Below are 24,057 nucleotides of genomic sequence, written 5' to 3' on the forward strand. Positions count from 1 at the left end.
GCCTCAGCGCGGCGTGCCGCGCAGCAGCGACGAAATCGACACCGGCTGCCCCGGCGCCTGCCGCGCGGCATAGATCGCCACCCCTTCGGCGACGCGCATGATGTAGGTGCGAGTTTCGGTAAAGGGCACCATCTCGACCCAGTCCACCACATCCACCGACGGCTGGCGCGGGTCGCCCAGCTGGGTCATCCACGCCCGCGGGCGGCCCGGGCCGGCGTTGTAGCCGGCGGCGCGCAAGGCCAGCGAGGGGCCGAATTCCTCGGCCAGATGGGCCAGATAGGCGGCCCCCAGCCGGGCGTTGTAGGCCGGGTCGGTGGTCAGCGCCGAAGGCAGGTGCGGCAGGCCCAGCTTGCCGGCCATCAGCCTGGCGGTGCCCGGCATCAGCTGCATCAGCCCCAGCGCCCCGGCGGGCGAAACCGCCTCGGGCAGGAATTCGCTTTCGCGCCGCGCAATGGCCAGCGCAAGCGGGCGTTCCACCGCCAGATCGGCGGGCAGCACCTCGGGTTCGGGGAAGTAGATGCCGGGCAGGATGATGCCACGCCCGGCCGCCTGCTTGCCGATCAGCACCGCAAGGTGCGCATCGCCCTTGGCCAGGGCAAAGGCGCCCATGGCCGCCAGTTCCTCGGGCCCCTTGCCGCCAGCCAGATGCAGCAGGAACCGCCGCGCCAGCGCACGGTCGCCGGCGCGATACAGCAGCAGGGCGGCCTCGGTCACCGTGGAGTTGAGAAACGCGCCCTTGCGCCAGTCGGGCAGCGCGGGCGGCACGGCCAGCGCCGGGTCCAGCGGCAGGCCCAGGGCTTCGGCCGCGAGCAGGCCGTAATAGGCGGTCTGGTGTTCGGCGGCGCGGGTCAGGGCGGCGCGGGCCTCGGGTTCGCGTCCAAGCGCCTGCAAGGCGCGGGCCTGCCAGTATTCGGCGCGCGATACCGAAATCGGTGTGCCCACCATGCCGCGCAGCGTCTGGAAGTGGCGCAAGGCGGTGGCCGCATCCTTGTTGAACCGCAGCGCGGCAAAGCCGGCCAGGAATTCGAGGTCGGCCGCATCGCTGCCGCCGGTCAGGCGGTGGCTGGACGCCAGTTCGTAGGCCAGCCGCCCCTTGCCGTCGCGCAAGGCGGCGCGTGCAAGGCTGGCGCGCCGGTCGGCCCAGGCCTCGGGCCGGCCCAGCGCCTCGGCCGAGGTCGAGCGTTCGCGCAGGATCTCGATTGCAGCATCGGAACGGCCCTTGCGGGCGCGCCAGTCGAAACGGGCATGGGCAAGGCCGGGGTCGTTCGCCCGCGCGGCGGGCACCGCGGCAACCAGGCGGTCCACCCCGTCGCGGTCCTCGCGCAAGGCCAGGCGCGCCTCGGCCAGGCTGCGCCAGTCGGGCGAAACCAGCGCCAACATGCGCCGCGCCTCGGCCCGACGGTCTTGCCACAGCAGGTTGTCCAGCCGCGCGGCGTGTTGCGCCGGGCCCAGGGCATTGCCGGCCTCGGCGAGCACCAGCGCCTGCCCGGCCTCGTCCAGCGTCAGCGCCGGCCAGACCCGCGCCAGCATCGCCGCGGCATCGCCCGCCCGGCCCGAGGCGCGCAAGGCCCGCACCAGCGCCACGGTGCCTTCGGCCGAAACCGGGTCGGCATCGCCGAACCAGCGCAGCACCCGCGCCGGGGTGGTGGACCGCGCCACGGCGGTTTCGCCCTTGGCGCGCAGTTGCGGCAGGCCGGGCCAGTCGGGCCGGCGGGCCAGAAAGCCTTCGTAATCGGTCAGCGTGCCTTCGCCGGCGCGCAGGCGCTGCCATTCCACCAGATCGGCTGCCACCGGCCCCAGCGGCGCCACGGCTGCGGCGGCGCCGGCCCAGTCGCCCTGGCCCACGCGGTCGAAGGCGGTGCGCAACGGGTCGGTCTGCGCCGCGGCGGGGGCGGCGGTCAGCCCGGCAAGGGCAAGGGCAAGGGCAAGGCGGATCAGAGGGCGCATCATCCGCCTCTTTTGCCTTGGCCGGGCGGGCAAGGGCAACACACAAACCCGCCAACCGCCCGCTTGGCAACCGCCCGCCGCAGGGCTAGGAAGGGCGCGTTTGCAACCCGGGCGACTCGACGCCCGCCCCACAGGGAACCGCGTGCCATGATCAAGGGCTCGATGCCAGCACTGGTAACTCCGTTCAAGAACGGCGAGCTGGATCTGGACACGCTGAAACATCTGGTGGAATGGCATATCGAGCAAGGCTCGACCGGGCTGGTGCCGGTGGGCACCACCGGCGAAAGCCCGACGCTGAGCCACGAGGAACACGAAACCGTCATCGAAACCGTGGTGCAGGCCGCGCGCGGCCGGGTGCCGGTGATTGCAGGCGCCGGGTCGAACAACACGACCGAAGGTATCCGGCTGATCCGGTTTGCCGAAAAGGCCGGGGCCGATGCGGCGCTGGTGGTGACGCCCTATTACAACAAGCCGACGCAGGCCGGGCTGATCGCGCATTTCACCGCGATGCACGATGCCTGCAATCTGCCGATCATCATCTACAACATCCCGCCGCGCTCGGTCATCGACATGACTCCGGCGACGATGGGCGAACTGGCCAGGCTGCCGCGGATCATCGGGGTGAAGGATGCCACCGGCAAGCTGGAGCGCGTCAGCCAGCAGCGCATGACCTGCGGGCCCGATTTCATCCAGCTGTCGGGCGAGGATGCGACCGCGCTGGGCTTCAACGCGCATGGCGGGGTGGGTTGCATTTCGGTGACCGCCAACGTGGCGCCGAAGCTGTGCGCCGAATTCCAGGCGGCCACCCTGCGCGGCGACTACCGCACCGCGCTGGACTATCAGGACCGGCTGATGCCGCTGCACGAGGCGATCTTCATCGAGCCCGGGCTGGTCGGGGCGAAATACGCGCTGTCGGTGCTGGGCCTGTGCAGCCCCGAGGTGCGGTTGCCTCTGGTGGGCCTGACCGATGGCACCAAGGACCGCATCCGCGATGCCATGCGCCACGCCGGCCTGATCGCCTGAGACAAGCGCGGCAGGGAACAAGCACAAGGGGCCGGATCGCGCGATCCGGCCCCTTTTCGTTTGCCTCTGCCGGTGGCGTCAGAACCGGAAGTTCAGGCCCATCCGCAGTTTCTGCGTATCGACCTTGGCGTTGCCCAGGGCTGCGACGTTGCCGAAGTTGGTATAGGTGTATTCGCCATAGGCGCTGACCGTCTGGGTGATGCGGTATTCGGTGCCGAGGCCCAGGGTATAGCCTTCCATGCTGCTGCGCGCGCCGCCGGTGGTCAGGCGGGCCTTGCTGTAGCCGGCCAGCGCATAGGGCATCCATTGCCCGGCGTCATAGCCGGCGCGGGCGAACAGGGTGGCGGTGCGGCTGATGTCGGTGGGCACGCCGCCGATGGTGCCGCTGGTCTTGCCGAAGTCGAGGTCGGACCCGAAGCCCAGCACCATCCGGTCGAACTGCCAGTCGAAGGTGCTGCGGATGCCCAGCCCCAAGCCGTCGGGGCGGCCCGCAAGGCCCGCGGCCTTGCTGCGGCCCCAGTTCAGGTTGGCGCCGACCTTGACGCCTTGCCAGTCGCCGATGACCCGCTGCGGGGTGGGCGCCACGGCAGCCACCGGCGGTTCCACCGGGGTGGCGACAGGGCCGCCCGCCAGGGCCATCGTGGCGGTTGCGGTCAGGATCGCTGCGGACAGGCCGATCTGTTTCATGGTGTTCCCCTTGATCTGAGGCCTTGGCGCCCGGTGGCCGGCGCGCCCAGGGCGATGCCGGGGGCGGGCAGGCACCGGCCACTGTCGGCCGGACACTGGTCCGAACATGGGCAAGCGCGCGCGGCAGAGAAGATGCGCCGGCGCCGGCACGCCGGGCATCGGCAGGTTGCGGCCGCCCGGCGGGGGCGAATCCGGCAAGCGCTTGCCGATACCGGCGCCGAGGCGCCGGGGGCGGTCACGAATGCGTGCCGGATGCCGGGGCGGCGTTCACGGCAAAGGGATCGTCGGCATAGCGCACGCCGGCCAGATACAGCCCCTGCGGCGGGCAGACCGGGCCGCAGGCGGCGCGGTCGCGCGCCTCCAGCGCCTCTTTCACCCGGTCGGGGTGCCAGGCGCCGGCGCCCACCCGCTCCAGCGTGCCCACGATGGACCGCACCTGATTGTGCAGGAAGCTGCGCGCCCGCAGCGCCAGCCGGATTTCCGTCCCGCCCGGCACGGGGTGGCGCGACAGCGCGATCTCGTCCAGCGTCTTGACCGGGCTTTTCGCCTGGCACAGCGCGGCGCGGAAGGTGGTGAAGTCGTGCAGCCCGATCAGATGCGCGGCCGCCGCCCGCATCGCGCCAAGGTCCAGCGCGTGCGGCACCTGCCAGACCAGCCCGCGGTCATGCGTGGCTGGCGCGCGCCGGCACAGCAGGCGAAAGACATAGCGCCGTTCCAGCGCGGAAAACCGGGCGTGGAAATCGTCGGCCACCGGCGCCACCGCCAGTACCGCCACCGGGTGCGGGCGCAGATGCGCGTTGAGCGCGCCTTGCAGGCGAAACGGATCCCACGCCCGGCCGAGATCGGCGTGGGCGACCTGCCCGGTGGCGTGAACGCCCGCATCCGTGCGCCCGGCAGCGGCAACGGTGGGGGCGGCGGGGTCCAGCCGGGCAAGGGCGGCTTCCAGCACCCCTTGCACCGAAAGCTGCCCCCCCGCCTGGCGTTGCCAGCCGGCAAAGGGGCCGCCGTCGTATTCCACCAGAAAGGCGAAGCGCGGCATCGCCCGCTACAGCACCTGGGCGATGGCTCGCGCCAGCACCGGCACGCTGCCCCGGTTCAGCCCGGCAATGTTGATCCGGCTGTCGTCCACCATGTAGATCGCATGCTCGTTGCGCAGCCGCGCCACCTGATCGGGCGAAAGCCCGAGGCGCGAGAACATGCCGCGATGGCGGGCGACGAAATCGAAGCGGTCCGAATTGGTCAGCTGGCGCAGTTCCGCCGCCAGCTGTTCGCGCAACGACAGCATGGACAGGCGCACCTCCTCCAGTTCCGCCTGCCAGTCGGCGCGCAAGGCGGGCGTGTCCAGCACCGTCTGCACCAGCCGCGCGCCGTGATCGGGCGGGAAGGAATAGTTCAGCCGGTTCAGCATGGCGAGGTTGGCCTGCACCGTGCCGCGATCCGCCCCTTCGGGCACCACGGCCAGCAGGATGCCGACCCGTTCGCGGTAAACCCCGAAGTTCTTGGAACAGCTTGCCGCAATCAGCAGTTCGGGCAGGCGCTGCGCCAGCAGCCGGGTGCCGAAGGCATCCTCCTCCAGCCCGTCGCCGAAGCCCTGGTAGGCAATGTCCACCAGCACCGTTGCGCCCGAAGCCGCCAGCGCATCGGCCACCCGGACCCATTCGGCATCGGTCAGGTTGGCGCCCGTGGGGTTGTGGCAGCAGCCGTGCAGCAGCACCACGTCGCCCGGGGCCACGCGGCGCAGATCGGCCAGCATCCCGGCGGCGTCCACGCCGCCGGTGGCTTCGTCGAAATAGCGGTAGGTGGCGACCTTCAGCCCCAGATCCTTGCAGATCGCGGGATGGTTCGGCCAGGTCGGGTCCGACATCCAGACGGTCGCCCCCGGCACGGTCTTGCGGATCAGGTCGAAGGCAATGCGCAGCGCCCCCGTGCCGCCCGGCGCGGCGGCCGCCGCCACACGGGCCGCAGGCACGGCATCGCCCAGCACCAGCCCGGCCATTGCGGCGTGAAAGGCGGTATCGCCAGCAAGGGCAACATAGGTCTTGGTCGTCTCGGCCTGCCAGACGGCCTGGCCCGCCGCGCGCACCGCGCGCATCACCGGGGTCTGTCCGCTGGCATCCTTGTAGACGCCGACGCCAAGGTCGATCTTGTCGCTCCGCGGATCGGCGCGATACAGCGCCATCAGCTGGATGATCTTGTCCTCGGGCTGCGGTTGCAGGCGTTCCAGCATGGCTTATCCTCTTTCCACGGGCATGTCTTCGTACATGCCCCATTCCGCCCACGACCCGTCATACAGCGCATGGTTTCGGTGCCCGATACGCTCCAGCCCCAGGCTGAGGATCGCGGCCGTCACCCCCGACCCGCAGGTGGTGATGACCGGCTTGCCCAGATCCACCCCGGCCGCCTCGAAGGCCGCGCGCAGGGCATCGGGCGATTTCATCGTGCCATCGGGATTCAGCATCTGCTGCCAGGGCAGGTTGCGCGCGCCCGGAATATGGCCCTGCCGCAGGCCGGGGCGGGGTTCGGGTTCGTCCCCGGCAAAACGTCCGGGGCTGCGCGCATCGACGATGGCATGGCTGCCCAGCTTGGAAGCCTGCGCCACCTGCGTCACATCCTTTACCAGCCCGGCGTTGCGCTGCACGGTGATGTGGCGGTCGCGCAGGATGGGGGGCATGTCCTCGACCGGGCGGCCCTCGGCCTGCCATTTGGCAAAGCCGCCGTCCAGCACTGCCACATCCGTCTTGCCCATCAGCCGGAAGGTCCACCAAACGCGCGGGGCCGAAAACAGGCCCATGCCATCGTAGACCACCACCTGATGCCCGTCGCCGATGCCCATCGCGCGCATCCGGCTGACGAACTTTTCCACCGGCGGGGCCATGTGGGGCAAGGGGCTGCGGATATCGGAAATCTCGTCGATGTCGAAGAAACGCGCGCCCGGGATATGGGCTGCATCGTATTCGGCCCGCCCGTTGCGCCCCATCTCCGGCAGATACCACGAGGCGTCGATCACCCGCAGGTCGGGGTCTTTCAGATGCGCCTCGAGCCAGGCGGTGGAAACCAGCGTCTTCGGGTCGTCAGGCGTCATGGCGGGCCCTTTCCTGCAATCTTTCCTGACTTAGCCGCTGACCGGGAACAGGGCAAGCGGCGGGGCGGGGCGGCGGATGGACATTCCGCCGCCCTTGCGGTTCACTCGCGCCACCAAGGGGGAAAGACCATGCAGAACACTTCCGAAATCCCGCACCTGGTCGAGCGTCATCAGGACGACCTGATCGGGCTGGCCGACCGCGTCTGGGGCATGCCCGAGACGCTGTATGCCGAATGGCAATCCTGCGCCGAACATGCCGCCATGCTGCGCGCCAAGGGGTTTCGGATCACGGAAAACGTCGCCGGCCTGCCGACGGCGGTGATGGGCGAGGCAGGGAACGGCGGCCCGGTCATCGCCATTCTCGGCGAATACGACGCGCTGCCGGGCCTGAGTCAGGTGGCCGGCATCGACTACCGGCAAGAGGTGGAAGCCGGCGGCAACGGGCACGGCTGCGGGCACAACCTGCTCGGCTCGGCCGCGATGCTGGCCGCCTGCGCCGTCAAGGACTGGCTGGAGGCGACCGGCACCCCCGGCCGCGTGCGCTATTACGGTTGCCCGGCCGAAGAAGGCGGCGCGGCCAAGACCTTCATGGTGCGCGACGGCGCCTTCGACGATGTGGACGCCGCGATCACCTGGCACCCAAGCTGCTTTACCCGGGTGGACGACCCGCTGGCACTGGCCAACACCCGGATGGACTTCACCTTTACGGGCCGCGCCGCCCATGCCGCTGCTTCGCCGCATCTGGGCCGGTCGGCGCTGGACGCGGTGGAACTGATGTCGGTGGGCGTGAACTACATGCGCGAACACATGGTGCAGGATGCACGCATCCACTACGCCTATCTCGATGCCGGGGGCAAGGCGCCCAACGTGGTGCAGTCCACGGCCAGGGTGCGCTATTCCATCCGCGCGTTGAAGCTGGCCGACATGCTGGCGCTGGTCGAACGGGTCAGAAAGGTGGCCGAGGGTGCCGCGCTGATGACCGAAACCACCGTAGAGGCGCGGGTGTTCACCGCGGTGTCGAACCATCTGGAAAACCTGACGATGGACCGGGCGATGCAGGCCGCGCTGGACGAATTGGGCGGCGTGCCCTTCGACGAGGAGGATCGCGCCTATGCCCGCCGCATCCAGGCCACGCTGAGCGCCCAGGACATCGCCACCGAATGGGCCATCGTCGCGCGCGAGCCCGAGCCGGGCGTGGAACTGTGCGACTGGGTGGTGCCGATGCGCCCGGGCGGCGAGGTGCTGATCGGGTCCACCGACGTGGGCGATGTCACCTGGAAGGTGCCGACCACCGAGGTTCTGGTGGCCACCTGCGCCATCGGCACCCCGTTCCACAGCTGGCAACTGACCGCACAAGGCAAGTCGGGCATCGCGCACAAGGGCATGGTGCATGCCGCCAAGGCGATGGGGCGGGTCGCGCAGATGCTGCTGGCCGACCCCGCCCTGCTGGCCGAGGCCAAGGCCGAACACGCGCGGCGGCTGGAAAAGACGCCCTATATCTGCCCGTTGCCCGCCGACCTGCCGGCACCGATCTTGCCCCGCCCCTGACCCCTGCCGTCCTGCATCGGCATGACGGCTGCGCCCCAATGCCCCTGCGGCCCTCCCGGCCCGGGCGTTGGATGCCTCCGGCGGGGATATTTGGGTCAAGGTGAAACGGGCAGCTGCTTCACCTTGAAACAAATATCCCGGGGTGAGCCGCGGCACGCGGCGAGGGGCAGCGCCCCTCTGCGCCGCAAGGGGCCGGTGCGCGGTCAGGGGGCGGCAAGCACCGCGGCGCAGCGTTGCGGCAGATCGGCCATGGTATAGTCGCGCGGGCCGCGGGGGCGCGGCTCCTTGGGTTGCTTCGGGTCGGGCTTGGGCGGGTTCAGATATTCGGTCACCCACCACATCAGCGTTTCGTCGCACCCGTTGCCGCCCTTGGACAGTTCGGCGACCGTGGGTTTCTGCGTCTCGCAGCCCGAGGCGTCGGCAGGGCATTTCAAGCGCACATGGAAATGCGCGTCGTGCCCGTAGATCGGGCGGATTTTCTGCAGCCAGCGGGTATCGGCGGGGGTTGCGGTCTTGCACATCTCGATCTTCACAGCGGCGGCGACAAAGATGCGGTCCACCCGCGGGTCCAGTGCGGCGGCGCGCATGATGGCGTGGTGCGAGGCCGTCCACTCGGCGGTGACGCCGCGCTGATCGGCGGTGCGGACCACGGCGGAACTGATCTTTTCCCGCTCGGCGCGGCTGAGGTTGAGCCGCCGGGCCGGCAGCATCCAGATGTCGGCGTCCAGCCCGATCTGGTGGCTGGCGTGGCCCGAGGTCATCGGGCCGCCGCGCGGCTGGCTGATATCGCCGACATAGATCCCGCGCCAGCCGTGGCGCGTGGCCTCGACCGACAGATCCTGGAGAAAGCGGATCATCTCGGGGTGGCCCCAGTTGCGGTTCCGGCTGAGCCGCATCGCCTGCCAGGTCGGCCCGGTTTCGGGCAGTTGCACCAGCCCGGCTGCGCAGCCGCGCGCATAGCTGCCGATGGGTTCGGGCGCCTGCCGGCTGGCGGCCTTGTGTGCGCCGAACAGCTGGTTGGCCTTTGGTTCGGCCTGCGCCGCCGCCGGCGTCAGCAAGGCCGCGATCAGGAGGAGGGTTCGGACCATGCTTTCGGCTCTCCGTCGGGTTTGACGAAGACTAGCAGCAGGAGGCCGATCAGGAAAAGAACGATCAGGGGAACGATACCCAGCTGTTGCGACCCGGTCGCCTGCGTCGTGATTCCGATCGAAAGCGGCGCCATCCACGACATCGCCTTTCCCGACAACGCATAAAGCCCGAAGGATTCGGTCATCTTGTCGGGGTCGGACTGGCGCACCATCATCGTGCGGCTGGCCGATTGCAGCACCCCGCCGCCGGCCCCGATCAGGCAGCCGAGCACGTAGAAGGCGATGTCGGGCAGGATGCTGTCGGGCCCGACGGGCAGGCCGAACACCTCGGTGCGGCTGACATAGACGATGCCAAGGCAGACCGCAGCCAGCAGCAGAACCGACAGCAGGATCACCGGCTTGGGCCCATAGCGGCTGTCGGCGCGCCCGCCCGCCCAGGCGAACACCGCCCCGGTGATCGCCGCCAGAATGCCGAAGACGCCCACATCGGTGACCGCCCAACCCAGCACGCCGGCCGCATAGATGCCGCCGAAGGTATACATGCCGTTCAGCGCATCGCGGTAGAACATCGACGAACCGAGATAGGCGAACAGGCTGCGGTTGCGCGGCAGCGCGCGCAGGGTGGCCAGCGTTTCGGGCACCGCGCCGCGGACGGCGGCCAGGATGCCGATGCCGGGGCGTCGCGGTTCGCGCACCCACAGAAAGAACGGCACCATGAACACCGCGAACCAGATCGCGGTAAAGGGGCCCACGGCCCGCGTGCCTTCTCGGGCGGCGGCATCCAGCCCGAACAGCGGGGCGATGCCGATCAGCGTGGTGCCGCTGGCGCCTTCGGCGAGGAACAGCAGCATCAGGATCAGCGCCAATACCCCCCCGGCATAGCCGAAGGCCCAGCCGGAGCCGGAAATCTTGCCCAGCTCCTCTGGCGGGGCGAGGTCGGGCATCATCGCATTGGTAAAGGTGGTGGCGAATTCCATGCCGATCAGCCCGACGCAGAACGAGAGCATCACCCACCAGACGTTGAAGCTGTCGGGCGCCGACCACCACAGCCCCCAGGCGCCCAGCACATAGAGCAGCGAAAACAGCCAGATGAAGGCCATGCGCCGCCCCGCCTTGTCGGCGATCGCCCCAAGCACCGGCGAGGCCAGCGCGATCAGGAAACCGGCCGCGCCGATGCCGTAGCCCCAGATGGTCTGGGCCATGGTGCCGTCGCCCACGACCGACACGACATAGGGGCCGAAAACGAAGGTCAGGAGCAGCGTGTTGTAAGGTTGGCTGGCCCAGTCGAAGAAATACCAGCCCCAGATCCGCCGCCGCGCGTCTGTCATTTCCTGCCCCCTCCCGCACCCGCGCCAGCGCGGGCAACACCGCGATCAAACAGGGAAAACCCCGGGAATGGCAAGTGAAGCTTTTGCGCAAGCCGCGCGGATGGTCCGTCGCGGGCTTCGGGGCCATGACCCTGGGCCGGAAACCGCGGGTTCCGGCCCGGGGGGGCTGCGGGTTCAGACGCTGTCCTGGTAGTAGACCGACTTCACGTTGTCGCCCGGCGCCGACTTGGCGCGCCGCACCACCAGGCGATTCAGCGCGTTGATATAGGCCTTGACGCTGGCGACGATGGTATCGGTGTCGGCCGACTGGCCGGTCACGATGCGGCCGTCCTCCTCCAGCCGGACCGAAACCGTGGCCTGCGCGTCGGTGCCTTCGGTGACGGCATGGACCTGATAGAGTTGCAGGCGGGCCTTGTGCTTCCACAGATCCTTGACGCAGTTGAAGGCGGCATCGACCGGGCCGTCGCCGGTGGCGTCGGTGGCATGGTCGACGCCGTCGATGGTCAGCACCATTTCGGCCTCGGCCCGGCCGCCGGTGCCGCAGATCACGCGCAGCGACTTGAGGTTCAGCGTGTCGTTTTCGGCGTTTGCCGCCTGGTCGGCCACCAGCGCGAGCAGGTCGTCGTCGTAGACTTCCTTCTTGCGGTCGGCCAGCGCCTTGAAGCGGACGAACACATCGTTCAGCTGGTTGTCGGCCAGCTCGTAGCCCAGCTCGCGCAGCTTGGCGCGCAGTGCGGCGCGGCCGGAATGCTTGCCCATGGCGATGTTCTTGGCCGTCAGGCCGATATCCTCGGGGCGCATGATCTCGAACGTTTCCACGTTCTTCAGCACGCCGTCCTGATGGATGCCGCTTTCGTGCAGAAAGGCATTCTTGCCGACGATGGCCTTGTTGGGCTGCACCACGAAGCCCGACACCGTGGAAACCCGGCGCGACAGGTGCATGATCTTCGTCGTGTCGACGCCGGTGCGATAGGGCAGGATGTCGTTGCGCACGCGCAGCGCCATCACCACTTCTTCCAACGCGGTGTTGCCGGCCCGTTCGCCCAGGCCGTTGATCGTGCATTCGATCTGGCGTGCCCCGGCCTCGACCGCGGCCAGGCTGTTGGCCGTGGCCATGCCCAGGTCGTTGTGGCAATGCGTGGCGAAGACCACGGTATCGGCCCCCGGAACCCGTTCCAGCAACATGCGGATCAGGCGCGCGCTTTCGAACGGGTAGGTGTAGCCTACAGTATCGGGAATGTTGATGGTGGTGGCCCCGGCCTTGATCGCGATTTCCACCACGCGGCACAGATAGTCGTGTTCGGTCCGGGTGGCGTCCATCGGCGACCACTGCACGTTGTCGCACAGGTTGCGGGCATGGGTGACCGTGGCATGGATGCGCTCGGCCATCTGGTCCATGGTCAGGTTCGGAATCGCCCGGTGTAGCGGCGACGTGCCGATGAAGGTGTGGATGCGCGGCTGGCGGGCGTGTTTCACCGCCTCCCAGCAGCGGTCGATATCGGTGAAGTTGGCACGCGCGAGGCCGCAGATCACCGAATTGCGGCTGTTGCGCGCAATCTCGGACACCGCGGCGAAGTCGCCTTCGGAGGCGATGGGAAAGCCCGCCTCGATGATGTCCACGCCCATTTCATCCAGCAGGCCGGCGATTTCCAGCTTTTCGTCGTGGGTCATGGTGGCGCCGGGCGACTGTTCGCCATCGCGCAGCGTGGTGTCGAAGATCAGGACGCGGGGTTGGGTGGAGGTATCGGTCATGGCTTGGTTCCTGAGTTGTCTGCTTGCGGTCCCGGGCGCTGGTCACCTCCGAGCGGTCGCGCCCAAAGGCACGCTCAGAGGCAGCTAAGGAGAAGCAGACCACGGGGCAGCCGCAGGGCAGAAACCCCGTAGGCAATGGCGATATGAGCATCCCGTGTCATGGCCGCGACTATACCGGCGCCGAAGCGGATGGAAAGCGAAAAATGACGCCGCCGGATCGGGCCGGCCCCAAGCCGAGGTTGTCGGGTGGCGCTGTTCCTGTTACCCCCGGGCATACGGAGACGGATGGCCTCAAGTGCGCCGAGGGCGAGCCATGCCTGCGATGCCTGCCGTTGCCTGCCGGATCAAGCCCGGCGATACCCTGTCCGGCATCGCGCAAGGGGCGCTGGGCAGCCACAAGGAATGGCCAAGGCTTTACGCCTTCGACAACATGCCGGATGTGCTGGCGCGCGGCGGGGCACGCATCGCGCACCCCGACCGCATCCGGGCCGGCGACACGATTTACCTGCCCTTGCTGGGCCCCGGGGCGCCGCCCGCGCCGGGGGCACCGCTGGTGGCGCTGGCGCCGTTGCTGCCCTCTGCCAGCGTCCCCGTTGCGATGGCCTTCGACATCGAAAGGCATCAGCTGACGATCCTGCACCCGTTCTATGAGGCGCGGGGGCTGGTCAGTTGCCGGTTCGCGCTGGCGCGGTCCGACAAGGTGCTGCTGACCCGGACCATCGACAAGGGGTTCGAGCGGGCGACCCGGGCCGAAACGCAATCGGCCTTCGGCAAGCTGGTGTCGGATACGACGATCCCGTTCGACCCGATGACCCTCCGCATCGGGGTTTCCAACGGGGCGACCACGCAAGGCACGCTGGTGCAGGTGCCGAAAACCGCCATCGGGGTCGAGTGTCCCCGGCCTCGTGCCATGCCCGTGTCGCGGGCGGAAATCTCTTGCGGCAAACTTGCGGGGCAGATCGGCCCGCACCGCTATGTGGCCACCAACGTGGCTTCCGTGGTCAAGCTGGAGCCGCTTATCCCGGCCTGGTTCCTTGTGCCGCTGGCAGCGGGGGCGGGCAGCGTTCAGTTCGCGTCGCTGGTCGGGATGGTGCTGCTGGCCAGCGCGGGCATGGCGCCCCGCGCCTGGCACTGCTGCTGGCGGGCCGGGCGCGGGGCGCCTTGTCAGATCGCGTAGCGCAGGATCGCCGCCAGCGATGCCGCCTGCGGGATATCCTCGCGCCGCAGCGCCATGACGCGGCCGCCCGATTGCAGGACACGGCCGGCGATCTCGTCGATCACGCCATAGGTCTGCGCGCTGTCTGCCTTGGCCAAGGTCACCTCGCCGGTGCTGTCGTCGACGGTGCCGGGCACCACCTCGTCGATATCGACCAACAGCAATTCGACCGCACCGAAGGTCGCGGCCCGGGCGGCGCGGGCCACCTGGGTGGTGGCGCGGCCTTCGTTTTCGCGGGCGGAAAACAGGGCATGGGCCTGCTGCACCAGACCTGCCTGGATCTCGTCCAGGATCGGGCGCGCCGAATCGGCCAGTTCGGCGGGCGTCAGGTTTCCGGGGCTGGTGCGGATGACGCCGTCGGCAAGCCCGCCATACGAACAGACGGACCGGAACATGGACAGCAGCGGGTCGGTCGCCGCCAGGATCAGCGGTTCCGACCGCCCGGCCAACACCGGGCGCAGCGCGGCATCGACCGCCCGGGCATAGGCGCGCAACAGCACGTTCTGGCCTTCGGCCCCGCCCTTGCGGCCCGAATAGCTGCGCGAATTCACGCTGGCGGTGCGGGCGTGGCTGGCGGCATCCTTGGGCATGTCGGGCACCCGGATCTCTTGCGGCGGCAGGTCGGCAAACACCTCGACCAGCCGCACGGCGTTTTCCGAGAGCGCCAGCACGAAGGCATGCTGCGGCACCGAAACCGACCGCAGCAGCGGCTTGACGTGGAACCTGTCGGCCACCTGCACCATGTCGGTCAGGTGGTTCGGCAGGCGAAACGCCTGCAGGCCTTGCGGGGTGACGAACACGGCCAGGCTGTTGGCCTGGAATCGCCAGAACCGTTCGTCGTCCAGCAGGTCGGCGACCTGCTCCTCGATCGGCCAGATGGTCCGCTTGGGGGTTCCTGCCGCCTCCATCTGGGCCACGGCGGCTTTCAGCAGGTTGCCCAGCTCGATTCGCGCCTGCCCGATGTCCTGGGTTTCGGGGGTGGTGCGCAGGTAGAACGAAACATGCGCCTCGCCCCGGGCCGCGATCAGCTTCTGCAATTCGGGCGTGGTCGGAATATCGACATAGAGCATGGGGGTTCCTTTCGAAAAGCCACCCCCGACATGGCCATTCGCGGCCCCCGGTTCAACCGCGGCACGGGAAATTGCCGGCCAGGTCGATCGTAAAAGCTTGATCGCAATGAAAAACCCCCGCGGGCTTTCGCCCCGGGGGTTCGCCATCGGCGGGTCGCCCCGCCCAGCATCGGAAATCGCTCAGAGAGCGCCTTCGCGTTGGGCCTTCTTGCGCGCGAGTTTGCGCGCCCGGCGAACGGCTTCGGCTTTCTCCCGCGCTTTCTTGACGGAGGGTTTCTCGAAATGCTGCTTGAGCTTCATTTCCCGAAACACGCCCTCGCGCTGGAGCTTTTTCTTCAGGGCCCGGAGGGCCTGATCGACGTTGTTGTCGCGAACGCTGACCTGCATGTGGTTTTCACCACCTTTCCAAGTTGAAGTTGCACGATATGTGCAGGCTGCGGGGCCCTAGCATAGCGCGCCGCGCTTGTCTACCTTTGCCAAGGCGAAACCGGGAGTGAGCGATGAACGAGATCCGCGAAAGGCTGGCCACCGCCGCGCTGGCGCATGTGCCCTTCGACGGGTGGTCCGAAACCACCTTTCGCGCCGCCTGTGCCGATGCCGGGGTGCCCGAATCGCTGGCGCGGGTGCATTGCCCGCGCGGGGCGGTCGATCTGGCGTTGACCGCGCACGCGATGGGGGATGCCGAGCTGCGGCGCAGGTTGGCGTCGGCCGACCTGTCGGGCATGCGGTTCCGCGAGCGGGTGGCCTTTGCCGTGATGCAGCGCCTCGATGCGGCGGGCGACCGCGAGGTGGTGCGCCGCGCGACGGCGCTGTTTGCCTTGCCCCATCTGGCGGCCGATGGCGCCCGCGCGATCTGGCAGACCGCCGACACGATCTGGACGGCGCTGGGCGATACCTCGGACGATCTGAACTGGTATTCCAAGCGGGCGATCCTGGCAGGGGTCTATGCCTCGACCGTGCTTTACTGGCTGGGCGACGACACGCCCGACCTGTCGGCAACGCGCGATTTCCTGGACCGGCGCATCGCGGGGGTCATGGCCTTCGAGGCCACCAAGGCCAGGCTGCGCGACAACCCGCTGACCCGTCCGCTGATGACCTTGCAGGCCCGCATCGCCGCGGGCATCAAGGCGCCCCGCACCGGAGATGCCGCATGACCCGCATGATGCCCGACCTGCCCGAAACCATGCGCGTGGTGGAAATCGCCGCGCCCGGCGGACCCGAGGTGCTGCAACCGGCCACCCGCACCTTGCCCGTTCCGGGGCATGGCGAAATTCTGATCCGCGTGGCCTATGCCGGGGTGAACCGCCCCGATGCCTTGCAGCGCGCCGGGGCCTATGCGCCGCCGCCGGGGGCCTCGCCCTTGCCGGGGCTGGAGGCCGCGGGGCATGTGGTGGCGGTGGGGCAGGGGGTGGCGCGCTGGAAGCCGGGCGATGCGGTTTGCGCCTTGTTGCCCGGCGGCGGCTATGCCGAATATGCGACCTGCCCGGCCGATCACGCCTTGCCGGTGCCCGCAGGCATGGGCCTGCGCGAGGCTGCCTGCCTGCCCGAAACCTTTTTCACCGTCTGGACCAACGTCTTTCTGCGCGGCCGCCTGCAGGCGGGCGAGCGGTTTCTGGTGCATGGCGGCACGTCGGGCATCGGCACCACGGCAATCCAGCTGGCGCGCGCCTTCGGGGCGCGGGTGTTCGCCACCGCGGGCACCAACGACAAGTGCAACGTCTGCCTGCGGCTGGGGGCGGAGCGCGCGATCAATCACCGGGCCGAGGATTTCTTGGCGGTGATGAAAGCCGAAGGCGGTGCCGACCTGATCCTCGACATGGTGGGGGGCAGCTATCTGCCGCGGAACGTGCGGGCCTTGGCCGATGACGGGCGCCTGGTGCAGATCGCCTTTCTGACGGGCCCCAAGGTGGAGCTGAACTTTGCCGAAGTGATGGTGCGCCGGCTGACCATCACCGGATCCACCCTTCGGCCCCAATCGGTCGAGGCCAAGGCGCGTATCGCGGCCGACCTCGAACGCCATGTCTGGCCGCTGCTGGCCGCGGGCAAGGTCGCGCCGGTGATGGACCAGACCTTTGCCCTGGACCGCGCGGCCGATGCCCATGCCCGCATGGAAGGCGGCACGCATATCGGCAAGATCGTGCTGGCGGTGGCCTGATCGCCGCCGCCCGCAGGCGGCCCGGCGGGTGACTTGCGCATCGGCGCGAAACATGCCCCCATGCGCGCGACTGGCCAAAGGAGGGAACATGCGACTGGCAGGCAAGACAGCGATCGTCACCGGGGCGGGGTCGGGGTTCGGTGCCGGCATCGCGCGCCGCTTTGCCGCCGAAGGGGCGCGGGTGATGGTGGGGGACATCAACGAGGCCGCCGCCGAGGCCATCGCCGCCGAGATCGGCGGCATCGCCTGCGCCGTCGATGTGGGCGACGGCCCCTCGGTGGCCCAGATGGCGGCGCAGGCCCGCACCGCCTTTGGCGATGTGCCCGACATTCTGGTGAACAACGCCGGTGTGACGCATCTGCCCGCCTTCATGGAGGATGTGTCCGAGGCCGATTTCGACCGCGTGCTGCGGGTGAACGCCAAGTCGGTCTATCTGACGGCCCGCGCCATCGTGCCGGGGATGAAGTCGCGCCGGTCGGGGGCGATCCTGAACATCGCCTCGACCGCCGGGGTCAGCCCGCGGCCGCGGTTGAACTGGTACAACGCCTCCAAGGGCTGGATGATTACCGCGACACGGGCGATGGCGGTGGAGCTGGCGCCCTTCGGCGTGCGGGTGAATGCGTTGAACCCGGTGGCGGGAGAGACGCCCTTGCTGAAATCCTTCATGGGCGAGGATACGCCCGAGATTCGGGCCAGGTTCCTGTCCACCATCCCGCTGGGGCGGTTTTCCACGCCCGAGGACATGGGCAATGCCGCGCTGTTCCTGTGTTCGGACGAGGCGTCGATGGTGACGGGCGTGGCGATGGAAGTGGACGGCGGGCGCTGCATCTGAGCGCCGGGGGGCTGTCTGCCCCCCGGACCCCCCGAGGATATTTCGACAAGGTGAAGGACGGAAGCGATGCGGGCTGGACCTCGGAACCTCATCACCGATGTGTCGGGCTTGAGGGTGGGCAACGCGCAGGATGAGAGGGTGCGCACGGGCGTTTCGGTGCTGCTGGGCGAACGGGCGTTCACGGCGGCCGTTTCGGTGATGGGGGGCGCGCCGGGGACGCGGGAAACCGACCTGCTGGCGCCCGACAAGATCGTGCAGGAGGTCGAGGCGATCTGCCTGGCGGGCGGATCGGTATATGGCCTCGATGCGTGCGGCGGGGTGGTGGACGGCCTGCGCCGCATGGGGCGCGGCTATGCGGTGCATGGGCTGCATGTGCCTGTGGTGCCGGGGGCGATCATCTTCGATCTGGCCAATGGCGGCGACAAGGGGTGGGATGCCAGCCCCTATCCGGCGCTGGGGCGCGCGGCGCTGGAGGCCGCGGGGCCGGAGTTTGCGCTGGGGACCGCGGGGGCGGGGTATGGCGCGACCACCGCCAACTGGAAGGGTGGGCTCGGGTCGGCTTCGGCGGTGCTGGACAGCGGCATTACCGTGGGGGCGCTGGTGGTGGTGAACGCGCTGGGATCGGTGACCGTGGGCGATGGGCCGCAGTTCTGGGCCGCACCTTGGGAGCTGGGGGCCGAGTTCGGCGGGCTGGGGCTGCCGGCCGCCTTTCCGGGCGACCGCGACCTGCGCCCCGGCAAGCAACTGGGCGAGGCCACGACCATTGCCATCGTGGCCACCGATGCCGCACTGACCCAGGCGCAGGCGCAGCGCATGGCCACCGCCGCGCAGGATGGCATGGCGCGCGCCATCGTGCCCAGCCACACGCCCTTCGACGGCGATCTGGTCTTTGCCGTGGCAACCGGCGACCGGGCGATGCTTGACCCGGTGGCCGACCCCTTCATCATTGGCCATGCCGCGGCCTGCGTCCTGGCGCGGGCCATTGCGCGCGGGGTCCATGCCGCCCGGGCGATGCCGGGCGACCTGCAACCGGCCTGGTCCAGCCGCCACGGCTGAAACGCTTGCCTGCGCCGGCCCGGACTGGCAGGGTAGGGCCAGATTGAACGGGAGATTGTCATGCGTATTCCTGCCCTTGTCCTTGCCTTGCTTCTGGCGGCCCCGGTTCAGGCCGATCCGGTGGCCGACACCATCCGCTCTGCCCTGGAGGCCTGGGAGGATGGCGACCGCCAGTTCGCGCTGGACGAGCTGATCGCTGCACAGCAGATGATCCAGTCGGCCAAGGCCGACGACCTGTCGGCCTTTCTGCCCGCAGCGCCCGAAGGCTGGACGCGCGAGATCAAGACCGACATGAACACCGGCCTGGCCATGATGGGCGGCGGCATCGGGGCGGAGGCGACCTATCAGGGCCCGGACGCCAGTTTCCGCATCACCATCATGGCCGACAACCCGTTGGTCGCCAGCATGGGTGCGATGCTGTCCAATGCGCAGCTGATGGCGACGATGGGCAAGGTGGTGCGCGTGGGCCGGGTGCGGTTCCTGCAGCAGGACAATTCCTTGCAGGCGCTGATCGCCAACCGCGTGCTGGTGCAGGCGCAGGATGCCGACCCGGCCGTGATGCTGCCGGTGCTGGAAACGATGGACCTGGCCGCGCTGGAGAAGTTCGGGGGGTGATCCGCGATCAGCCCGCCACCGCCTGCGTCAGGGGGCTGTCGGCATCGGCCAACGGTTCGATCACGTTGAAATGGTGCTGCCCGGGTTCGACGTGCCAGGGGCAGGCCCACTCCTCGGACAACAGCCGCGCCTGCCACAGGAAGCTGGGCCGTTCCTGCCCGCCGACCCAGACCAGCGTTTCGGTATGGGCGCGGCGCGCCAGATAGGCCGGGCTTTCGGCGGCAATCTCGGCTGCATCCAGCGCGAGACTTTCATTCATTCTGGTCCGCGCGATGGGGCCAAGATCGGCGAGCGGCGAAACCGGCACGGCACGGACGATGCGCGCGGCAACTGCCGGCGGCAGCGGGGCATTGGCGCAGGCCATGCGGGCAGTCAGGTGGCCGCCGGCAGAATGCCCCGCCACATGGATCGGGCCTGCGACCATGTCTGCCGCTGTCGTGATGGCTTGTCCGACCTCGCGCGTCATCTGTGCGATCCGTGCCTCGGGCGCGAGGGTGTAGGAGGGCATCGCCACCGTCCAGCCATGCGCCAGCGGCCCGGCGGCCAGGTGCGACCAGCTTTCGCGCCCGAAGCCCAGCCAGTAGCCGCCGTGGATGAACACCAGCAGCCCGCGCGGGGCGCCGTCGGGCAGGAACAGGTCCAGCCGGTTGCGGGCGCCGGGCCCGTAGGGCAGGTCGAGCCGGGCTCGGTCGCCCAGCGCATCGCGGAACGTGGCCGCCGCCGCCGCCCATTTCGGCGGATAGTCCGCGGCCCCTTCGATGAAGTCGCCGTTGGCATAGGCGCGGTCCCAATCCATTCCCGATATCCCTGTCGCTGGACAACCTGTTGCGCCCATGCTTTGCATGTTCCGAACCGGAATGGGAGGCCCCGATGCTGGACACCGCAACCGACCTGCGCGCAATGCTGAAAGACCCGTCGCTGCTGGCGACCAAGGCCTATGTGGCCGGAGAATGGATCGATGCCGACGATGGCAGCACCTTTCCCGTGACCAACCCCGCCCGGGGCGACGTGATCTGCACCGTGCCCAACCTCGGGCGGGCCGAGGTGGCGCGCGCCATTGCCGCCGCCGAAACCGCGATGAAGGCCTGGCAAAGGCGCACCGCCAAGGACCGCGCCAATGTCATGCGCAAGTGGTTCAACCTGATGATGGAGGCGCAAGACGACCTGGGCGCCATCCTGACCGCCGAAATGGGCAAGCCGCTGGCCGAGGCCAAGGGCGAAATCGCCTATGGCGCCAGTTTCATCGAATGGTTCGCCGAAGAAGCCAAGCGCATCTACGGCGAAACCATCCCCGGCCATCAGCCCGACAAGCGCATCACCGTGCTGCGCCAGCCGATCGGGGTTGTGGCCAGCATCACGCCGTGGAACTTTCCCAACGCCATGATCACCCGCAAATGCGGCCCGGCGATTGCGGCGGGCTGCGGCTTTGTCGGGCGGCCTGCGGCGGAAACGCCGCTGTCGGCGCTGGCGCTGGCGGTGCTGGCGGAACGGGCCGGCATTCCGGCGGGGCTGTTCTCCATCGTCACGTCGCGCCGGTCTTCGGACATCGGCAAGGAGTTCTGCGAAAACCCGGCGATCCGCAAGCTGACCTTCACCGGCAGCACCGAGGTGGGGCGCATCCTGCTGAAGCAGGCCGCCGACCAGGTGCTGAAATGCAGCATGGAGCTGGGCGGCAACGCGCCTTTCATCGTGTTCGACGATGCCGACCTGGATGCGGCGGTCGCGGGCGCCATGATGTCGAAATACCGCAACAACGGGCAGACCTGCGTTTGCGCCAACCGGATCTATGTGCAGGCGGGGGTCTATGACGCCTTTACCGCCAAGCTGAAGGCGGCGGTGAGCAAGATGGTGGTCGGCGACGGGCTGAAACCCGGCACCGATCTTGGCCCGCTGATCAACATGGCCGCCGTGGAAAAGGTCGAGGAACACATCGCCGACGCGCTGGCCAAGGGCGGCGAGGTGATTGCGGGCGGCAAGCGGCACGGAAACGGCGGCAGCTTCTTCGAGCCCACGATCATCACCGGCGTCACCCAGGCCATGAAGGTGGCGCAGGAAGAAACCTTCGGGCCTCTTGCGCCGCTGTTCCGGTTCGAGACCGAGGACGAGGCGATCGGCTATGCCAACGACACCATCTTCGGCCTTGCCGCCTATTTCTATGCCCGCGACATCGGCCGCATCACCCGGGTGCAAGAGGCGCTGGAATACGGCATCGTCGGGGTCAATACCGGCATCATCTCGACCGAGGTTGCGCCTTTCGGCGGGGTCAAGCAATCGGGTCTCGGGCGCGAAGGCAGCCGCCACGGGATCGAGGATTACCTCGAAATGAAATACGTCTGCCTGTCGATCTGAGTTGATTCTCAGGACGCGAAAGAAAGGGGGCGGCCGGCGCGGCTGCCCTCTTTTCTTTTTTGCCAGCGGCTTGCAAGCCTGCGCTCCTTTTCTCGCGGGCGGCGGCTGCGGGCCTGTTATCCGATAGCAGCATCGCGCTTTTGCCTGACCGGGCCGGGCTGGCCATGTTCGGCGTATCGAAACCCGCCGGGCCGTCTGCCCCGGCGCAACCCAGGAAGGAGCCCGACATGCTGCCCGCTGTCACCCGCACCGCCACCGCCGCGATCACCGCCCTTGCGCTTGCCCTTGGCGCGGCCGCCCCGGCCCACGCCCTTGGCAAGAACGAACGCAACGTGCTGAAGGGCGTCTTCGCCGCGGTGCTGATCCACGAGCTTGTCAAGCAGGGGCGCGCCAATGCGCAACCCGCGCCTGCGCCGATTCCGGTGCAGCCCGTGCCGCATCCCGGCTATCAGGCCAACGTGGCTGCTGCGGCGTTCTACGAATTCAGCCCGCAGGCCCGGCGCATGATCCAGCAGCGGCTGGCGGCCTATGGCTATTACCGCGGCGGAATCGACGGGAAATGGGGCCCCGGCACCGCCGCCGCCGTCCAGGCCTATGCCCGCGACGTCAATTCCAGTGCCAGCCTTGCCAGCCGCGACGGCACGATCCGGCTTTACAACCACCTGATCGGCTGAGGATGCCGCGCCAGGGCCCGACGCCTGCCGCCTGGCCGCCGCGGATTTGCCGCAAGGGCATGGCACCGTCACCCGACAAGTGGTTCATTCGTGACGAGGTTGCCATGCCCGCCCATCCCGACCCGTTCCTGCTGGCGCAGATTCGCCAGTTGATCGCGCAGGATCTGCGCGCCGCAAGTTCGCATGACGACCTGATGCGCCGCCTTGCGGCCAAGGGTTTCGGTCTGCGTGACAGCGACGACGGGCCGATGCTGACCACGCTGCCGCACGGGCGCGATATCGGGCCGCTGCACTGACGCTCAGGTCACGTCGCGCGCCTGCAACTGGCCGCCCGGGCCCTGGCGCACCTCGAACCGTGGCAGCTTGCGCACCAGATCGGAGAACTTGGCACTGCCATAGGTGCGGGTGTCGAAGTCGGGGTTGGCCTGGGTGATGAACTGCCCTATCTGCCCCAGCGAATACCATTCGCCTTCGGGGTCGATCGCCCGCATCGCCGCCACGATCAACGGAATCGCCTGGGCGGGGGGCAGCTTGTCGCCGGGTGTCCGCGCAGGTTCGGGGGCCGTATCCGGTTTGGAAACCTGCGGCGCGGGGGCGCGCGCCGGCTCGGCCGGCCCAAGGTTTTCGACATAGATGAACCGCTTGCAGGCCATGCGAAAGGCCTCGGGCGTCTTCTTTTCGCCAATGCCGTAGACATCCAGCCCCTGTTCGCGGATGCGCGCCGCCAGGCGGGTGAAATCGCTGTCCGAGGAGACCAGCACGAACCCGTCGAACAGGCCCGAATGCAGGAAATCCATCGCCGAGATCACCAGCCCGATGTCGGAAGCGTTCTTGCCCTTGGTGTTGGAAAACTGCTGGTCGGCCACCAGGCCCAAGGCCGCCACCTTTTCGGCCCATTTGTTCAGCCGCTGCGCCGACCAGTCGCCATAGATGCGGCGCACGGAAGCCTCGCCCAGCGAAGCGATCTCCTCGAAGATCGCTTCCGCATAATGGGCGGGCACGTTGTCGGCGTCGATCAGCACGCAAAGGCGCGGGGCGCGAGAGTCTGGCATTTGACATCCTTCCGGTTGCCCAACCTTAACGCGCCTGCGCCGGCGCCGAAAGCGCGATTGCGCCGTAGCCGGTTATTGCGCTTGCCAGATTGCCTTGACCCGGTCCGCCACGATCATGCGGGCGTCGTTGTTGTTGTCGGAGTTGTGCACGATCAGGAAGGGCTCCACCATGCCGGCCTCGATCGGGCAGATGATGAGCGCGTCGATCACGTTGCCGCGCATGCCGTAGCCGCCGATCGTCCATTCGCTGCGGCCGATGTCGCCGGAACCGCCGTGCTGGTCGAAGTAGGATTTGAAGGTTCTCTCGGCGCGGGCCATGCAGTCGGCGCGCTGGGACATGGAGCCCAGATCGTCCACCGTCCAGCCGGCGGCGAAGGCGGGGGTTGCAAGCATGGCAGCGGCACAGGCTGCAAGAAGTGTCTTCATGGTATGACCTCGTGGCAAGAGATGGCGGCAGCTTAACAGGCTGCTGAAGAAGTCAGCCCTCGACCCGGAGTTAGGAACATGTTTCACCCTTTGCACGACAACGGTGGGGGTGATGATGCGCGGGACGGACGAGGCGAGCGGGTCGCTGTTCAGCTAT

The 24,057-nt window shown here is 68.6% G+C and carries 24 protein-coding genes; 11 read left to right on the forward strand and 13 right to left on the reverse strand.

Going from position 1 to position 24,057, the window contains the following annotated elements; genetic code table 11:
* Nucleotides 1-3: 3 nt before the first annotated feature.
* Nucleotides 4-1,950 carry a transglycosylase SLT domain-containing protein gene (locus ACK4S2_RS09155; RefSeq protein WP_409623297.1) on the reverse strand — a complete coding sequence of 649 codons (1,947 nt, stop codon included), beginning with the start codon at nt 1,948-1,950 and terminating at the stop codon, nt 4-6.
* Between the two features lie 144 nt (nt 1,951-2,094).
* On the opposite strand from ACK4S2_RS09155, the gene dapA reads away from it, so the two are divergent.
* Entirely contained in the window at nt 2,095-2,970 is an 876-nt protein-coding gene (gene dapA / locus ACK4S2_RS09160; RefSeq protein WP_409623299.1) for a 4-hydroxy-tetrahydrodipicolinate synthase, read from the forward strand.
* A 78-nt stretch (nt 2,971-3,048) separates the two neighbouring features.
* On the opposite strand, the gene ACK4S2_RS09165 is transcribed toward dapA, so the two are convergent.
* The 4 genes from ACK4S2_RS09165 to sseA form a co-directional block, all read right to left on the reverse strand.
* Nucleotides 3,049-3,657: an outer membrane protein gene (locus ACK4S2_RS09165; protein WP_409623301.1), complete on the reverse strand. Its 609-nt coding sequence runs from the start codon at nt 3,655-3,657 to the stop codon at nt 3,049-3,051.
* 235 nt (nt 3,658-3,892) lie between these two features.
* Nucleotides 3,893-4,696 carry a tRNA pseudouridine(38-40) synthase TruA gene (truA, locus tag ACK4S2_RS09170; RefSeq protein WP_409623303.1) on the reverse strand — a complete coding sequence of 268 codons (804 nt, stop codon included), beginning with the start codon at nt 4,694-4,696 and terminating at the stop codon, nt 3,893-3,895.
* A gap of 6 nt (nt 4,697-4,702) precedes the next feature.
* Nucleotides 4,703-5,884, reverse strand: a complete 1,182-nt coding sequence (locus tag ACK4S2_RS09175) for an aromatic amino acid transaminase (RefSeq protein WP_409623304.1) — start codon at nt 5,882-5,884, stop codon at nt 4,703-4,705.
* Between the two features lie 3 nt (nt 5,885-5,887).
* Nucleotides 5,888-6,739 carry a 3-mercaptopyruvate sulfurtransferase gene (gene sseA / locus ACK4S2_RS09180; RefSeq protein WP_409623306.1) on the reverse strand — a complete coding sequence of 284 codons (852 nt, stop codon included), beginning with the start codon at nt 6,737-6,739 and terminating at the stop codon, nt 5,888-5,890.
* A 129-nt stretch (nt 6,740-6,868) separates the two neighbouring features.
* Between sseA and ACK4S2_RS09185 the strand changes: the two genes are divergently transcribed.
* Nucleotides 6,869-8,287 (forward strand): amidohydrolase, encoded by a 1,419-nt coding sequence (locus ACK4S2_RS09185; RefSeq protein ID WP_409623308.1) that lies wholly within the window; start codon nt 6,869-6,871, stop codon nt 8,285-8,287.
* 203 nt (nt 8,288-8,490) lie between these two features.
* On the opposite strand, the gene mepA is transcribed toward ACK4S2_RS09185, so the two are convergent.
* From mepA to ACK4S2_RS09200, 3 genes are all read right to left on the reverse strand, one after another.
* Nucleotides 8,491-9,375: a penicillin-insensitive murein endopeptidase gene (mepA, locus tag ACK4S2_RS09190; RefSeq protein ID WP_409623310.1), complete on the reverse strand. Its 885-nt coding sequence runs from the start codon at nt 9,373-9,375 to the stop codon at nt 8,491-8,493.
* Complete coding sequence (locus tag ACK4S2_RS09195; RefSeq protein WP_409623312.1) at nt 9,354-10,703, reverse strand: MFS transporter; 1,350 nt, start codon at nt 10,701-10,703, stop codon at nt 9,354-9,356. The genes mepA and ACK4S2_RS09195 overlap by 22 nt, the downstream gene beginning before the upstream one ends.
* A 174-nt stretch (nt 10,704-10,877) precedes the next feature.
* A complete protein-coding gene (locus ACK4S2_RS09200; RefSeq protein WP_409623314.1) occupies nt 10,878-12,455 on the reverse strand; it encodes a 2-isopropylmalate synthase in 1,578 nt (525 codons plus the stop codon).
* Nucleotides 12,456-12,768: 313 nt separating this feature from the next.
* On the opposite strand from ACK4S2_RS09200, the gene ACK4S2_RS09205 reads away from it, so the two are divergent.
* Nucleotides 12,769-13,632 (forward strand): hypothetical protein, encoded by an 864-nt coding sequence (locus ACK4S2_RS09205; RefSeq protein WP_409623316.1) that lies wholly within the window; start codon nt 12,769-12,771, stop codon nt 13,630-13,632.
* Here the strand turns inward: ACK4S2_RS09205 and ACK4S2_RS09210 are convergent.
* Both ACK4S2_RS09210 and rpsU read right to left on the reverse strand, forming a co-directional pair.
* A complete protein-coding gene (locus tag ACK4S2_RS09210; protein ID WP_409623318.1) occupies nt 13,620-14,741 on the reverse strand; it encodes a hypothetical protein in 1,122 nt (373 codons plus the stop codon). The genes ACK4S2_RS09205 and ACK4S2_RS09210 overlap by 13 nt on opposite strands.
* A gap of 180 nt (nt 14,742-14,921) precedes the next feature.
* Nucleotides 14,922-15,128, reverse strand: a complete 207-nt coding sequence (gene rpsU, locus ACK4S2_RS09215) for a 30S ribosomal protein S21 (RefSeq protein WP_310457658.1) — start codon at nt 15,126-15,128, stop codon at nt 14,922-14,924.
* Between the two features lie 113 nt (nt 15,129-15,241).
* Here rpsU and ACK4S2_RS09220 point away from each other — a divergent pair, with 113 nt between their 5' ends.
* From ACK4S2_RS09220 to ACK4S2_RS09240, 5 genes are all read left to right on the forward strand, one after another.
* A complete protein-coding gene (locus tag ACK4S2_RS09220) occupies nt 15,242-15,895 on the forward strand; it encodes a COQ9 family protein (RefSeq protein WP_409623320.1) in 654 nt (217 codons plus the stop codon).
* Nucleotides 15,892-16,896 (forward strand): NAD(P)H-quinone oxidoreductase, encoded by a 1,005-nt coding sequence (locus ACK4S2_RS09225; protein ID WP_409623322.1) that lies wholly within the window; start codon nt 15,892-15,894, stop codon nt 16,894-16,896. The genes ACK4S2_RS09220 and ACK4S2_RS09225 overlap by 4 nt, the downstream gene beginning before the upstream one ends.
* Before the next feature lie 88 nt (nt 16,897-16,984).
* The gene (locus ACK4S2_RS09230) at nt 16,985-17,728 is read left to right on the forward strand and encodes a glucose 1-dehydrogenase (RefSeq protein WP_409623324.1); all 744 of its coding nucleotides are present in this window, start codon (nt 16,985-16,987) and stop codon (nt 17,726-17,728) included.
* Nucleotides 17,729-17,794: 66 nt separating this feature from the next.
* Nucleotides 17,795-18,784, forward strand: a complete 990-nt coding sequence (locus tag ACK4S2_RS09235) for a P1 family peptidase (protein WP_409623326.1) — start codon at nt 17,795-17,797, stop codon at nt 18,782-18,784.
* A gap of 60 nt (nt 18,785-18,844) precedes the next feature.
* A complete protein-coding gene (locus ACK4S2_RS09240; RefSeq protein ID WP_409623328.1) occupies nt 18,845-19,399 on the forward strand; it encodes a hypothetical protein in 555 nt (184 codons plus the stop codon).
* 7 nt (nt 19,400-19,406) lie between these two features.
* Here ACK4S2_RS09240 and ACK4S2_RS09245 read toward each other — a convergent pair whose 3' ends face one another.
* A complete protein-coding gene (locus ACK4S2_RS09245; protein WP_409623330.1) occupies nt 19,407-20,195 on the reverse strand; it encodes an alpha/beta hydrolase in 789 nt (262 codons plus the stop codon).
* Nucleotides 20,196-20,269: 74 nt separating this feature from the next.
* Between ACK4S2_RS09245 and ACK4S2_RS09250 the strand changes: the two genes are divergently transcribed.
* The 3 genes from ACK4S2_RS09250 to ACK4S2_RS09260 all read left to right on the forward strand — a co-directional run bounded on the left by ACK4S2_RS09250 (nt 20,270) and on the right by ACK4S2_RS09260 (nt 22,718).
* Entirely contained in the window at nt 20,270-21,748 is a 1,479-nt protein-coding gene (locus ACK4S2_RS09250) for an NAD-dependent succinate-semialdehyde dehydrogenase (RefSeq protein WP_409623332.1), read from the forward strand.
* Nucleotides 21,749-21,975: 227 nt separating this feature from the next.
* A complete protein-coding gene (locus ACK4S2_RS09255; protein ID WP_409623334.1) occupies nt 21,976-22,422 on the forward strand; it encodes a peptidoglycan-binding domain-containing protein in 447 nt (148 codons plus the stop codon).
* A 59-nt stretch (nt 22,423-22,481) separates the two neighbouring features.
* Entirely contained in the window at nt 22,482-22,718 is a 237-nt protein-coding gene (locus tag ACK4S2_RS09260) for a hypothetical protein (protein WP_409623336.1), read from the forward strand.
* Between the two features lie 3 nt (nt 22,719-22,721).
* On the opposite strand, the gene ACK4S2_RS09265 is transcribed toward ACK4S2_RS09260, so the two are convergent.
* Nucleotides 22,722-23,474: an NYN domain-containing protein gene (locus ACK4S2_RS09265; protein ID WP_409623338.1), complete on the reverse strand. Its 753-nt coding sequence runs from the start codon at nt 23,472-23,474 to the stop codon at nt 22,722-22,724.
* Between the two features lie 72 nt (nt 23,475-23,546).
* Nucleotides 23,547-23,900, reverse strand: coding sequence for a hypothetical protein (locus ACK4S2_RS09270; protein ID WP_409623340.1), 354 nt, complete (start codon nt 23,898-23,900; stop codon nt 23,547-23,549).
* Between the last annotated feature and the right edge of the window lie 157 nt (nt 23,901-24,057).

Source organism: Gemmobacter sp., assembly GCF_046292685.1.
Lineage (GTDB): Bacteria > Pseudomonadota > Alphaproteobacteria > Rhodobacterales > Rhodobacteraceae > Wagnerdoeblera.